Annotated in this window: 12 protein-coding genes; 8 read left to right on the top strand and 4 right to left on the bottom strand. The window is 62.1% G+C overall.

Translation table 11 applies throughout. The features are described 5' to 3' along the window. Positions 1 to 41: 41 nt before the first annotated feature. Both ACNFCH_RS18160 and ACNFCH_RS18155 read right to left on the bottom strand, forming a co-directional pair. On the bottom strand, positions 42 to 1,616 hold the full coding sequence (locus ACNFCH_RS18160; RefSeq protein WP_416743246.1) for a diguanylate cyclase: 1,575 nt from the start codon (positions 1,614 to 1,616) through the stop codon (positions 42 to 44). Positions 1,617 to 1,681: 65 nt separating this feature from the next. Continuing rightward, positions 1,682 to 2,161 carry a hypothetical protein gene (locus ACNFCH_RS18155; protein WP_416743245.1) on the bottom strand — a complete coding sequence of 160 codons (480 nt, stop codon included), beginning with the start codon at positions 2,159 to 2,161 and terminating at the stop codon, positions 1,682 to 1,684. 242 nt (positions 2,162 to 2,403) lie between these two features. Here ACNFCH_RS18155 and ACNFCH_RS18150 point away from each other — a divergent pair, with 242 nt between their 5' ends. The 3 genes from ACNFCH_RS18150 to dgt are packed head-to-tail and all read left to right on the top strand — an operon-like array spanning position 2,404 to position 5,224. Continuing rightward, positions 2,404 to 2,595: a hypothetical protein gene (locus ACNFCH_RS18150; RefSeq protein WP_416743244.1), complete on the top strand. Its 192-nt coding sequence runs from the start codon at positions 2,404 to 2,406 to the stop codon at positions 2,593 to 2,595. Beyond that, positions 2,589 to 3,959, top strand: a complete 1,371-nt coding sequence (locus ACNFCH_RS18145; protein ID WP_416743243.1) for a B12-binding domain-containing radical SAM protein — start codon at positions 2,589 to 2,591, stop codon at positions 3,957 to 3,959. The genes ACNFCH_RS18150 and ACNFCH_RS18145 overlap by 7 nt, the downstream gene beginning before the upstream one ends. A 44-nt stretch (positions 3,960 to 4,003) precedes the next feature. Next, a complete protein-coding gene (gene dgt, locus ACNFCH_RS18140; protein WP_416743242.1) occupies positions 4,004 to 5,224 on the top strand; it encodes a dGTP triphosphohydrolase in 1,221 nt (406 codons plus the stop codon). Between the two features lie 14 nt (positions 5,225 to 5,238). Here the strand turns inward: dgt and ACNFCH_RS18135 are convergent, their stop codons facing one another. Further along, entirely contained in the window at positions 5,239 to 5,589 is a 351-nt protein-coding gene (locus tag ACNFCH_RS18135; RefSeq protein WP_337158415.1) for a response regulator, read from the bottom strand. 231 nt (positions 5,590 to 5,820) lie between these two features. On the opposite strand from ACNFCH_RS18135, the gene ACNFCH_RS18130 reads away from it, so the two are divergent. The 5 genes from ACNFCH_RS18130 to ACNFCH_RS18110 are packed head-to-tail and all read left to right on the top strand — an operon-like array spanning position 5,821 to position 12,302. Continuing rightward, a complete protein-coding gene (locus tag ACNFCH_RS18130) occupies positions 5,821 to 9,270 on the top strand; it encodes a response regulator (RefSeq protein ID WP_337158414.1) in 3,450 nt (1,149 codons plus the stop codon). Further along, positions 9,267 to 10,088: a CheR family methyltransferase gene (locus ACNFCH_RS18125; protein WP_416743241.1), complete on the top strand. Its 822-nt coding sequence runs from the start codon at positions 9,267 to 9,269 to the stop codon at positions 10,086 to 10,088. Before ACNFCH_RS18130 ends, ACNFCH_RS18125 begins: the two co-directional genes overlap by 4 nt. Further along, on the top strand, positions 10,085 to 10,660 hold the full coding sequence (locus tag ACNFCH_RS18120; protein WP_416743240.1) for a chemotaxis protein CheB: 576 nt from the start codon (positions 10,085 to 10,087) through the stop codon (positions 10,658 to 10,660). The genes ACNFCH_RS18125 and ACNFCH_RS18120 overlap by 4 nt, the downstream gene beginning before the upstream one ends. Then, a complete protein-coding gene (locus ACNFCH_RS18115; RefSeq protein ID WP_337158411.1) occupies positions 10,654 to 11,880 on the top strand; it encodes a hybrid sensor histidine kinase/response regulator in 1,227 nt (408 codons plus the stop codon). The genes ACNFCH_RS18120 and ACNFCH_RS18115 overlap by 7 nt, the downstream gene beginning before the upstream one ends. A 44-nt stretch (positions 11,881 to 11,924) precedes the next feature. After that, entirely contained in the window at positions 11,925 to 12,302 is a 378-nt protein-coding gene (locus ACNFCH_RS18110; protein WP_337158410.1) for a response regulator, read from the top strand. 399 nt (positions 12,303 to 12,701) lie between these two features. Here the strand turns inward: ACNFCH_RS18110 and ACNFCH_RS18105 are convergent, their stop codons facing one another. Then, positions 12,702 to 12,887 carry a hypothetical protein gene (locus tag ACNFCH_RS18105; protein ID WP_416743239.1) on the bottom strand — a complete coding sequence of 62 codons (186 nt, stop codon included), beginning with the start codon at positions 12,885 to 12,887 and terminating at the stop codon, positions 12,702 to 12,704. Positions 12,888 to 13,162: the final 275 nt, after the last annotated feature.

The following is a 13,162-nucleotide window of genomic DNA, read 5'->3' as shown; positions in this document are numbered from 1 at the left end:
ACCTGGGCCCGGTGCCGATGCCGCGACGGACGGTGTCAGCCTCAGGCGTCGCTCATCACGCGGTTGCGCCCGGCCTGCTTGGCCGCGTAGAGCGCCCGGTCGGCGCGGTTGAGGGCTTCGCTGGGCGCCTCGAGGCTGTCGGCTTCCCAGCGTGCCACGCCCAGCGAGAGGGTCACCGCGCCCACCGGTTCGATGGGCGTGTCCTGCACGCCTTTGCGCAAGCGCTCGGCCACGGCGAGGGCCGCTTGCAGGCTGGCGTCGGGCAACAGCATCAGGAACTCCTCGCCGCCGGTGCGGCACAACACATCGCCTTCCCGGCAGCAGCGGCGCATCAGTTCGGTCAGCCGACGCAGTACTTGGTCGCCCACCTCATGCCCGTGGCCATCATTGACCCGCTTGAAGTGGTCGATGTCCAGCGCCACGACGCAGAAATCACAGGCCTCGGCCTCCAGCAGCGACAGGCTGAACTCCAGGTGGCGACGGTTGCCCAGGCCTGTGAGCGGATCGGTCTGGGCCGCGCGGTTGAGCCGTCCGATACGCTCCTGCAGCAGGTTGAGCCCGAACAGCAGCGCCCGCTTGAGCTCCGCGGCTTCAAAGTACCAAGCCTTGACCTGTTGTAGGCCTTCGGCCGTACCGGGGCGGTCCAGGGTGCGGGCGCTCGCGGCCAGCTGGCGCAACGGGCGGGTGATGGCCACGGTCAGCCACCAAAGCACCAGGCAGCCCACCAAGGCGAGCGGCGCGGAGATGCCGACCACATCGAGTATCAGGCGCTTGAGCGGCGCGACCGTTTGCGCCAGCGGCTGCTGGGCAACGATGCCCCAGCCGGTGCTGGGCACGGTGGCGAACCCTGCCAGCATGTCCACGCCGGTGCTGTTGCGCACTTGCTGTGTGCCATTGCCCAGCGTCGCCAGCTTATCGATCAATGCATTGCCTTGGACCACCGTGCCTACGCGCTCGGCATCCGGGTGGTAGAGCAGGCGCCGGTTGCGATCGACCACATAGAGGTAGGAGCCATCCTTGTAGAAGTGTTCGCCCAGCAGGCTTTTGAGAATGTTGTGTTCGCGCAGGTACAGAGTGCCGCCTACATAGCCAAGGTAGCGGCCGTTGGCGTCGAAGACAGGTTGCGACAGCACCACCACCAGGTTGTTGGCGGTGGAGAGAAAAGGCGTCGACACCAACGCATGACGCTCGCGCAACGCCTGGGTGGCGCCGGGTGTCTGCAGGCGGGCACCGACCATCTTGCGCAGCGGTGCCGGTGAAATGGCTTGCAGGATGCCCTGGGCATCGACCACGAACGTCGAATTGAAGGCGCTGCTCTGGCGCAGCAGCCTTTCGGTTTCGCTTTGCATCGCCAAGGCATTGCCCTGTTGACGCCCTTGCACCGAGGCACTGAAGGCCAGCTGTTGTAGGGCGTTGCCCAGGAATGTTTCGGTGATCGAGGCCAGCTTCGCGGCGTACACCCGGTTGGCTTCCAGCGCATGGTCGATCAGCAACTGGCGCTGCACGCGGTAGCTGGCGAAATAGCTGGTCAGCAGCATCACGGTGGCGGTGAGTGCCGCGAGTACGAGAATCAGCGTGCGCAGATCCAGGCGCAGGCCTTTCTTGGCGTGTGGCAATCCAGACCTCTTGGGCGGGGAAGAACGATAACCTTACCTGTTACAGGGTTGGGTCGCAGCCGTTTTCAGTCCTTGGGCGTTTCCATCTCGCTCAGCTCGTCCTCGACCTCCTGCATGCGCTGCTCGGCCATGGCTTGCACCTTCTCGTCGCTGGCGCTTTCGCGCATCAAGGCGGTCAGCTTCTCGCTCAGGCGCTTGCCTTCGTCGCTGTTTTCCAACGCCTTGGCTTTTTCAGGGTCATGGGTGGCGGCGACGATGAGGTCGAACTCGGCATCGCTGAAGTGCTGTTCGCTGTAGAGCTTGAACAGATCCTGGCGCTGGTCCTCGGCGGTGAGGTGCTTGCGCAGCACTGCCTGGATCTGCTCCTCGGACAACTGCGGATGCTTGGGCGCGAGCAGCGCGGCGATCTTCTCGATGTTGTGTTCGTAGGCCTCCTGCAGCGGCAGGTTGGCCAGGATCTTTTCTTCGCGGGTGGGTTTTTGGTCGCAGGCGGCGAGGGTGGCGAGCAGCAGCAAGGGGAGCAGCAGGCGAGGGAAGCGAGGCATGGAGTGAGCCTTGATCGGGTTGAGCGGCAAGTGTACTGCAGAACGCTCGGCGGCTTTCGATCCATTGATACGAGCCGCGGCGTCAGGGGGCGGGTTGCAGTTTGTAAGAAGGTGACGGGCCTGCCGGGCAAGGCCTAAACGCCGCGTTTTTGACAGGGTGGCTGGGGAAATCCCTAAATGTGTCCACGCCGGGGCAAGGGATGTCCGCGGCGAAAAATGCCCTCATGACCTGGGAAGCGACCATGAAGAAATGCGTAGTGTATGGCGATCTGCTGTCGGATCGTGCAGCGGAGCAGTACCCCACGATCACACTCTGTGACGCCTGCATCGAGGATGACCGAAGAGCCGGCGAGGTAGGGCAGATCCTGTTCGTGCAGGGCGAATCCGAGGAGGGCGTGTGTGACTGGTGCGCCGGGGAGCCCGGGGAATGTTGATCCGCGCGGGACGCGCACCCGTGCTGTTCGTCTCCGCCGGCTTGCTGCAACCGAAGAAGCGGGACCACGCCCTGGCCCGGCGACAGTTGTACTTGAACTATGGCGCGTTGGGGTTGGCGAGCTTGTGTCAGCGAAACGGCCTTCAGACACTGCTGGTGCATGGCGAGCACGAAGCACCTGATGCGCTCGCCGCACGTCTTCATAAGCAGGGCCTGCTGCGGGCCGATGCACCGCTGATGCTCTCGATGACCAGTTTCTACGCCCTGGAGTGGGCGCAGTTGTTTTGCAGGGCGGTGAAGGAGCTCGCTCCCCGGGTGCGCATAGTGCTTGGGGGACGATGGGTGACAGGGCCTGACAGTGCGTGGTTGCAGGGCAAACTGCCGCAGGTCGACCGGATCGTCCAAGGCCTGGGCGAAGACCTGTTGCCATCGTTGCTGGCATTCGAGGGCCGATGGGACGGACGGGTCTGTGGTTTGAACCATCTATTGGTCGAAGGCCATCGGCGCTACCAGCCCAGCATCGAGACCTCCCGCGGATGCGGCAAAGGCTGTGTGTTCTGCGAAGAGCGAGACGTTCCGCTGCAAAAGCTCAAAGCCCCCGAATTGATCGTCGATGAGCTGCGCCAGCTGGCAGACGACTATGGCGACCACGGCATCCATCCATATTTCCAGTCGTCCTTCTTCCTGCCCAACCCGCGATGGGCCCAGACGCTGGCCGAACAGGTCCAGCGCTGCGATACCCGTATCCTCTGGCGCTGCGAAAGCCGGGTGGACGGCATCAAGCCCGATACGGTCAAAAGCCTCGCCGCGGCGGGCATGAAAGTCATCGACCTGGGGCTCGAGTCGGCGGCGCCCAGGCAAATCCTGGCGATGAACAAGGCGCGGGACCCGGCGCGTTACCTGGAGTCGGCGTCGAAGTTGCTGCAGGCGTGTGCCAGCCATGGCATCTGGGTCAAGGTCAATGTGCTGTTGTACGCCGGTGAAACGGCGGCCACCCTCGAGCAGACCCGTCAGTGGCTCGATGAACATGCCCAGTGCATCAAGGGTGTGTCGGTCGGGCCCGTGGTGGTCTATGGGCCGCCACGCCATAGCGCGGGGTTTCTGGCGCAGTTGCAGGCCCAGGGCGCGACGCCTGTGGACCCCGCGAGTGCCGAGTATTGCGGTATCACCCAGCTGAACTTGAGCCCCGAGCTGGATGCAGCGCAGGTGGAACGCGAGAGCCTTGCGATGTCCAGACGCTACATGCAAAAGCAGGATTACCTTGATCTGAAGCGCTTCTCCTATTACCCACGCGATTACAGTGAGCAGGCGTTCGAGGCGGATGTCGCGGCATCGGATGCGGCCTGCCTGCCGTTTCGGCCATAGCGGCCACGGCGAGTCTCAAGTGCAACCGAAAAAGGGATGAGGATATGTACGACAACGATGTAAAGGCCTACGCCAAGGAACAGGAACTCGAGGCCGCGAAATTGCAGTATCGAGTCTTCGCCCACGACGATGGACGCTCCAATGGACGCCAGGAACTCATGCGCGACTATGCCAGGGTCCTGTATTCCTCATCCTTCCGTCGGCTGCAAGGCAAGATGCAACTGCTGGGAATCGACGCCGGACGTTTCAACCGCAATCGCCTCACCCACAGCCTGGAGGTCGCACAGATCGCGCGCTCGATTGCCATCGACCTCGAGCTCAACGACACCGTCGTCGCCGAGACCGCCGCACTGGCCCATGACATCGGCAACCCGCCGTTCGGGCATCACGGTGAAAAAGTGCTCAACGAGCTGTGCAGCGAGTGTGGCGGGTATGAAGGCAATGCCCAGGCCTTTCGTATTCTGCGCACCCTGGAGCGCAAGCATCATTTGTATGACGGGCTCAACCTCAATGTGCGTACGTTGATGGCGGTGACCAAGTACTTCCATCGTCGCGAGGACAATTCGGCGAAATTCCTCTACGACGAGGACCACCGGTTCCTCACCGACGAACTGGCGCAGCGGGATGTCAACATCACCAAGAGCATCGATGCCCAGATCATGGACCTTGCCGATGAAATCGCCTATGCCGCCCACGACCTGGAAGATGCCTTGAGCTTTGGGCTGATCAGCCTGGGAGAGATCCTCCATGAGTTCAAGATCAGCGATTCCTTCGCCGAGGCGTATCCGATGATGGATGAACTGGCGCAAGCGGTGCAGAGCGATGCCATGCTGTCGCATCGTCTGGGGTCGTCGGAAGAGTACGCGATGGTGTTGAAGAAGGAGCTGACCTCCAAGATCGTCAACACGCTGTGTTCGGATATTGGCCTGGTCGACGGCACACTCGGTTACCAACGCTATGCCAAGTTGGCTGAGGGCCTCAAGAAGCTCCTGTTCAAGGCCATCCTGCGCAAAAAAGACGTCCAGCTCTATGAAAAGCGAGGCGAGCAGGTGATCAAAGGGCTGTTCGAGGTGTACAGCGATGCGCGCTATAACGAGAAAAACAGGCTGCTGCCGCCAGAGCTGCGTTCACTCAAGGCAGACCGGCGCAGGCTGATCACAGACTACATCGCCGGCATGATGGACCTGTACGCCATCCAGGAATACGAGCGCTACTTCGGCAAGGGCAGCCTGGATCGCTACTATTTCGGCGACCCTCGTCAGTAGGGGCGACGCTACGTTCAAGGCGTCCCCAGTATCCCCGTCACCTTGTCCCGCAGTTGATCGATACCAAAGGGCTTGCCAATCAGGTGCATGCCCTGCGGTACATCGAGGCTCTCGGCAAATCCACTGGCAAACAGCACAGGTAACGTCGGTCGCAGCTCGCGGGCCTTGGCTGCCAGCTCCTCGCCGCGCATATCCGGAAGACCTACATCGGTCATCAGCAGTGCCAGCGGCTGGTTGGCATCCTCGAGGATTCTCAAGGCAGCAGCGGCGTTCTCGGCTTCGATGGCGGTGTAGCCCAGTTCGTCGAGCACTTCGACCATCAGCATCCGGACGATGTCGTCGTCTTCGACTACCAGAAGTTGCATGGGGGCGTCCTGTTCAGAGGGGGTGTCCTTATTGGGTGGGTGCGCAGGTGGCAGAAGTTCCCCAGCATAACGGCCCCTGTCGATTGATGGAACGATTGACGCCAGTGGCCTTCAAATACTGGCTAACTGCCCTGCCAGAGCCGGCAAAGCTGGTTAGACTCGCTATAGCGTTCCCCATGCGCAGTGGCCGTCACCTCATTCAATGGACTTTTTTTGCTCGGGCGTTTTCAGATGATTCAAGCAGCCTCGATGGATCAACAGAGCTTTCGCAAACTGTTGAGCCGCAACGTAGGGCTCCCCCTGGGGGTAGGCCTGCTGGGCGCCGTGGCCTTCGTCGCGGTGATCAACTATCTGCTCTCGGCCATGCAATGGGTCGAGCATACCGATCGGGTGATCGGCAATGCCAACGAGACCGTCAAACTGTCGATCGACATGGAAACGGGTATGCGCGGGTTCCTGATCACCGGGGACGAGCGTTTCCTCGACCCCTACGAAGTGGCCAAACCACGCATCTTCAGCAGCCTCCAGGCCTTGCGGGCGATGGTGTTGGACAACGTGCAGCAAACCGAACGCATCGACCGGCTGGTGGCCCTTCAGCACGCCTGGAACGACTTCAGCAGCCAGATGATCAACGCCCGGCGCAATCAGGGCGATTACCAGGCGTCCATCGGCAATGGCCGCGGCAAGCGCCTGACCGATGAGATCCGCAAGGAGTTCGACGACTTCATCGTCAGCGAGCAGCAACTGCGCATGGCGCGCAACGAGAAGGTCAACAGCGTCACGGTCTGGGCGATCACGGCCTTTGTCTTGTTCATCGTCACGCTCAGCGCGTTGCTGGCCTATCTTGGCCGTCGTGACCTGCTGCTGCTGTCGAACAGCTATGTGGACAACCTGCAGGCCCAGCGCCGCGCCACCGAGCGCCTGGAGCACCAGGCCTGGCTGCGCAATGGTCAGACCCAACTGGCCGGGCAGGTGCTGGGCCAACTGACCCTGCCGATGCTCGGCGACAATATCCTGCGCTTTTTCGCAAGCTATCTGGGCAGCGTGGTCGGCGCCTTCCATGTGCGAGACGAACAAGGGCAACTGGTGCGGATGGCCAGCTATGGCCTGGACGCCGACCAGGTCCCCGGGCCATCGTCCACCAGCCAGGGCGGCCTGCTGGACCAGGCGGTCCGCCAGCTGGCGCCGTTGCGCCTGGACAACCTGCCCGAGGACTATCTGCGCCTGAGCTCGAGCCTGGGCAGTGGCCTGCCCCGCAGTGCCTTGCTGATGCCGACCCACGATGATGGCCAGGTCAACGGTGTGCTGGAATTGGGGTTCCTGCGACCTTTGCAGGAACGCGATGTGGAACTGCTGCAGCAGGTGTCGGGCAGCCTGGGCATCAGCATCGAAAGCGCACGCTACCGCCATCGCCTGCAGCAGGTGCTGGCAGAAACCCAACAGCTCAACGAAGAGCTGCAGGTGCAGCAGGAAGAACTCAAGACCGCCAACGAGGAGCTCGAGGAGCAGTCCCGGGTGCTCAAGGAGTCCCAGGCGCACCTGGAGACCCAGCAGGCGGAGCTCGAGCAGACCAACGAGCAGTTGGCCGAGCGCACCGATGCGCTGGGCCGCAAGAATGGCGAGCTCAACCAGGCGCAGATGGAACTGCAGGCCCGCGCCGAGGATTTGCAGCGCACCAATCGCTACAAGTCCGAGTTTCTCGCCAATATGTCCCACGAGCTGCGCACGCCGCTCAACAGCTCGTTGATCCTGGCCAAGTTGTTGGCTGAGAACGCCGAGGGCAACTTGACCGGCGAGCAGGTCAAGTTCGCCGAATCCATCTATTCGGCGGGCAACGACTTGCTCAACCTGATCAACGATATTCTCGACATTGCCAAGGTCGAGGCCGGCAAGCTCGAGGTGCGGCCGCAGGTCACCCAGATCCAGAGCCTGGCCGATGGCTTGCGCAGCCTGTTCCAGCCACTGGCCCAGGACAAAGGCCTGGCGTTCGACGTGCAACTCGAACCCCGGGTGCCGGCAACCCTGCTCACCGATCGCCAGCGCCTGGAGCAGATCCTGAAGAACCTGCTGTCCAACGCCATCAAGTTCACCGAGCACGGCAAAGTCAGTCTGACCATCGACCGACAGGACGACCGCTGCGTCGTCTTCACCGTACGCGATACAGGCATTGGCATCGCGACCGATGAGCACCAAGCGATCTTCGATGCCTTCCACCAGGTCGATGGCACCAGCAACCGTCGCTATGGCGGCACTGGCCTTGGGCTGTCGATCTCCCGCGATCTGGCGCGGCTGCTGGGCGGACAGATCATGGTACAGAGCACGCCAGGGCAGGGCAGCACGTTCAGCCTCGTCCTGCCGGAGCAGCTTGAGGCCGACGAGGTCGAAGCCCCTGCGCCACGGGTGAGCGCGCCAACTCCACCGGCAGCGGTGCCTGCCTCGCCGTTACCTGCCAAGGCACCGGCTTTCGCCGACGACCGCGAGCAGGCGCCGTTCGCCAATCGCTGCATCCTGGTGGTGGAGGACGAGCCGAGTTTCGCCCGCATTCTCTATGACCTTGCCCATGAGCTGGGGTACAGCTGCCTGGTGGCCCAAGGGGCCGACGAGGGTTACGCGCTGGCTGCCCAGTACACGCCGGACGCCATTCTGCTGGATATGCGCCTGCCCGACCATTCGGGGCTGACGGTGTTGCAACGGCTCAAGGAGCAGGCCAGCACCCGGCATATCCCTGTACATGTGATTTCGGTGGAGGACCGCATCGAAGCGGCCATGCACATGGGGGCGGTGGGTTATGCGGTCAAACCGGCCAGCCGCGAGGAGCTCAAGGCGGTGTTCGGTCGCCTGGAGGCCAAGCTCACCCAGAAGCTCAAGCACATCCTGCTGGTGGAGGACGACGACCTGCAGCGCGAGAGCATCGCCCGCCTGATCGGCGATGAGGATATCCAGATCACGGCGGTGGCCCTGGCGCAGGATGCCCTGGCGCTGCTGCGCGAGAATATCTACGACTGCATGATCATCGACCTCAAGCTGCCGGACATGCTGGGCAACGAATTGCTCAAGCGCATGACGTCCGAGACGATCCGTGCCTTTCCGCCGGTGATTGTCTACACCGGGCGCAACCTCACCCGCGAGGAAGAGGCCGACCTGCTCAAGTATTCGCGCTCGATCATCATCAAGGGCGCGCGTTCGCCTGAGCGGCTGCTCGATGAGGTCACGCTGTTCCTGCACAAGGTCGAATCGCAGCTCTCCCATGAGCGCCAGCGCATGCTCAAGACCGCACGCAGTCGTGACAAGGTATTCGAGGGGCGCAAGATCCTGCTGGTGGACGATGACGTGCGCAATATCTTCGCCTTGACCAGCGCCCTGGAACACAAGGGCGCTATCGTCGAGATCGGTCGCAATGGGCGTGAGGCGATCGAGCGGCTGGAGCAGCATCCTGACATCGACCTTGTGCTGATGGATGTGATGATGCCTGAGATGGACGGCTACGAGGCCACCCGATTGATCCGCCAGCAACCGCGCTGGCGCAAGTTGCCGATCATTGCCGTGACGGCCAAGGCCATGAAGGATGATCAGCAACGCTGTCTGCAGGCCGGCGCCAACGACTATCTGGCCAAGCCGATCGAGCTGGACCGCTTGTTTTCCTTGATCCGTGTATGGCTGCCACAACTGGAGCGAATTTGAGCAACGAACGCAACACCGATATCGAGATCCGGCTGTTGATCGAGGCGATCTACCTCAAGTACAGCTACGATTTTCGCGATTATTCCGGGGCCTCGATCAAGCGCCGGATCCTGCATGCCGTGCGCCAGTTCGATTGCCGCACGGTGTCGGCTTTGCAGGAGCGGGTTCTGCACGACCCAGCAATCTTCATGCAGTTGCTGCAGTTCCTGACGATTCCGGTCAGCGAGATGTTCCGTGACCCTGAGCACTTCCTGGCCCTGCGCACGGAGGTGGTGCCGTTGCTGCGCACCTGGCCGTCGCTCAAGGTGTGGATCGCCGGTTGCAGCACAGGCGAAGAGGTCTACTCGATGGCGATCCTGTTGCGCGAAGAAGGGTTGCTGGAGCGCACCATTCTCTATGCAACCGACATCAACCCGCATTCGCTGGAAAAGGCCAAGCAGGGCATCTATCCCCTGCGGGACATGGAGGTCTACGCCGAGAACTACCGTAAAGCGGGGGGGCGCCGGGACTTGTCCGAGTACTACACGGCCGCCTACGGTAATGCGATCATCGACAGCAGCCTGCGCGAGAACGTGACCTTCGCCGACCATAGCCTGGCGACCGACAGCGTGTTTTCCGAAACCCAGCTGGTGTCCTGTCGCAATGTCCTGATCTATTTCAACAAGGCCTTGCAGGACCGCGCCCTGGGCCTGTTCCATGAGTCCTTGTGCCACCGCGGGTTCCTGATGCTGGGCAGCAAGGAATCCTTGGATTTTTCCGCCTACAGCGAGCGGTTCGAAGCGCTCGTGCGGCCCGAACGGATCTATCGCAAGTCATGAGCGGCGTGGAGGCAGTGGTCATCGGTGCCTCGGCGGGCGGCGTCGCGGCGCTGCTCCAAGTGCTGGGCGGGTTGCCTGAAGGCTTCGCCATCCCGGTGCTGTGCGTGTTACACCTGCCCGACGGGCGCCACAGCCAACTGGCCAGTGTGCTGCAACGACGGATTCATCGACCGGTACGCGAGGCCCGCGACAAGGAGGGCATCGCTCCCGGGCTGATCTACGTTGCCGGCCCCGGGTACCATTTGTCGGTGGAGCGCGATCTGAGCCTGTCGTTGAGTCAGGAAGAGCCGGTGCATTTCTCCCGCCCGGCGATCGATTTTCTGTTTCAGTCGGCGGCTGATGCCTATGGTGCCGGCCTTCTGGGCGTGTTGCTCACCGGCGCCAACGAAGACGGTGCTCAGGGGCTGCTCCAGATCAAGAACAGCGGAGGCCGGACCGTCGTCCAAGACCCCCGCGACGCACAGGTCGCGCTGATGCCGGAGGCCGCGCTGGCCTTGCAGCAGCCCGACCATATTCTTTCCCTGAGCGGTATCGGGCATCTGCTCGCTACCCTGGAACCACGCGTATGTTGAGCGATATCACCGCCAAACTGTTGATCGTTGACGATCTGGCAGAAAACCTAGTGGCCCTCGAAGCCCTCATCCAGACTGAGGACCGTGAAGTGCACCGTGCCCAGTCCGCCGAGCAGGCACTGTCCTTGTTGCTCGAACATGAGTTCGCGCTGGCCATTCTCGATGTACAGATGCCTGGCATGAACGGGTTCGAGTTGGCCGAACTGATGCGTGGCACTGAAAAGACCAAGAACATCCCGATCGTCTTCGTCAGTGCGGCGGGTCGCGAGATGAACTACGCCTTCAAAGGCTATGAAAGCGGCGCCGTTGACTTCATGCACAAGCCCCTGGATACCCTGGCGGTCAAGAGCAAGGTCTCGGTCTTCGTCGACCTGTTCCGCCAGCGCAAGGCGTTGGGGCGTCAGCTGGAGGCCTTGGAGCGCAGTCGCCAGGAACAGGCGCAGTTGCTGGCCGAGCTTGAAGTGGCGCGAGGCGAGCTGGAGCGCGCGGTGCGCATGCGCGACGACTTCATGTCGATCGTCTCCCATGAGGTGCGCACACCGCTCAATGGCCTGATCCTGGAAACGCAGCTACGCAAGATGCACCTGGCCAAGGGCAATACGGCGGCGTTCAGTGAAGAACGGCTGCGGGCGATGGTCGAGCGTGACGAGCGGCAGATCAACAGCCTGATCCGTTTGATCGAAGACATGCTCGATGTCTCACGCATCCGTACTGGCAAGCTGTCGATCCGACCCAAAGCGTTCGACCTGGCGCAATTGGTGCGGGGCTTGGTGGAGAACTTCACGGCGCAGGCCACGGCGCTGGAAACCCATATCGAACTGGAGCGTTGCGAGGCGATACCGGGAGAATGGGACGAGTTCAGGATTGAGCAAGTGGTGGCCAATCTGTTGTCCAATGCGTTGCGTTACGGTGAGCGACGGCCCGTGCGGGTGCGGGTGTTCGAGCAGGACGCCATGGCCTGCGTGCAGGTGCAGGATCAAGGGATCGGCATCAGTGCGGCCAACCAGGAGCGTATCTTCCAGCAGTTCGAGCGCGTCGCGGCGCAGCAGTCCAGCGCAGGCCTGGGGTTGGGGCTGTATATCTCCGAGCAGATCGCCCAGGCCCACGGCGGACGCATCCGTGTCGACAGCGAGGAGGGCCAGGGTGCGACGTTCAGCCTTTATCTGCCGTTGGCGACACAGCGTCAACAAAGCGACCAGGCGCAGGCAACCTCTGCCTGAGGGTCGGGTCTGATGGCCACGTTATTGAATACCAAGGCGCAGTTATGAGTGAAGATGCACAAGATGTCGTATTGGTCGTCGAGGATGAGCCGGCGATTCGCATGATCTTGCGTGATTACCTGGCTGGGGAGGGGTATCACGTGCTGGTGGCCGAAGACGGCGAGCAGGCCTTCGCCATTTTGGCGAGCAAGCCGCATCTGGATTTGATGGTGACGGATTTTCGATTGCCGGGTGGGGTTTCGGGCGTGGAGATCGCCGAGCCGGCGGTCAAGTTGCGGCCGGATCTGAAGGTGATTTTCATCAGTGGGTATCCGGCGGAGATTCGTGAGTGCCAGAGTCCTATTGCGCGGCGTGCGCCGATACTGGCCAAGCCGTTTGATCTGGATAGTTTGCGGGAGCAGATTCAGATTCTTTTGCGGTGATTGGTGATTGGTGGTTTTTTAGGTTGTGGGCTTATCCGTTTGATTTATCGACGGTTAGTCACCTTTCCGCCCTTACGGCGGGTCACTTTGGTCTTGGCCAAAGTAACCAAAGCCGCTGCGCCCCCGCATACGGCCCGGCGCTTCGCACCGGGTTCCCTCGCTGCGGTGCCTTACGGGGCCTCGCGGGCTCCGGCTGGCTGCGCCAGCCTCCATCTCGCGACTTCGGCTACGCCGAAGGGCGCTACGCGCCTGCCCCTCCAGACACCTCCGCTCGGCCTGCTGATGGGGCGCAAGTTACGGGCGGTGCCTGGGGTGGCGTTGTTTTTTCAGTGAGGTGGGTGTTGAGTTTTCCGGCCATTCGCGGGTGAATCGGAGCGCCGAACCGCCGCTCTCACAGGCTCACCGCAGCTCTTGAGAACCGCGCAGTCCAGCCTGTAGGATCGGGTTTACCCGCGAATAGGTCGGCACAAACAACAAATAATTAGCTAGTTTGCCGTTGCCGTTGCCGTTGCCGTTGCCGTTGCCGTTGCCGTTGCCGTTGCCGTTGCCGTTGCCGTTGCTTTTGATACGCGATGGACCAGACACCACCAATCGCGACCTCAGGAGGCCGAGTGGAGGTGTCTGTAGGGGCGGGCGCGTAGCGCCCTTCGGCGTAGCCGAAGTCGCGAGATGGAGGCTTGCGTAGCAAGCCGGAGGCCGCGAAGCCCCGTAAGGCACCGCAGCGAGGGAACCCGGTGCGAAGCGCCGGGCCGTATGTGGGAGCCAGCGGTTTTTGCCTACTTTTGCCCAAGAGCAAAAGTAGGTCGCCGTAAAGGCGAAAAGCGCCAGTGGCGCCACCACCAACCCCGGATATTCACACA

Origin of the sequence: Pseudomonas sp. NY15354 (assembly GCF_048068075.1) — a bacterium.
Lineage (GTDB): Bacteria > Pseudomonadota > Gammaproteobacteria > Pseudomonadales > Pseudomonadaceae > Aquipseudomonas > Aquipseudomonas guariconensis_C.
The sequence above is the reverse complement of the archived record's forward strand: the minus strand, read 5'-3'. Positions and strand labels throughout refer to the sequence as shown.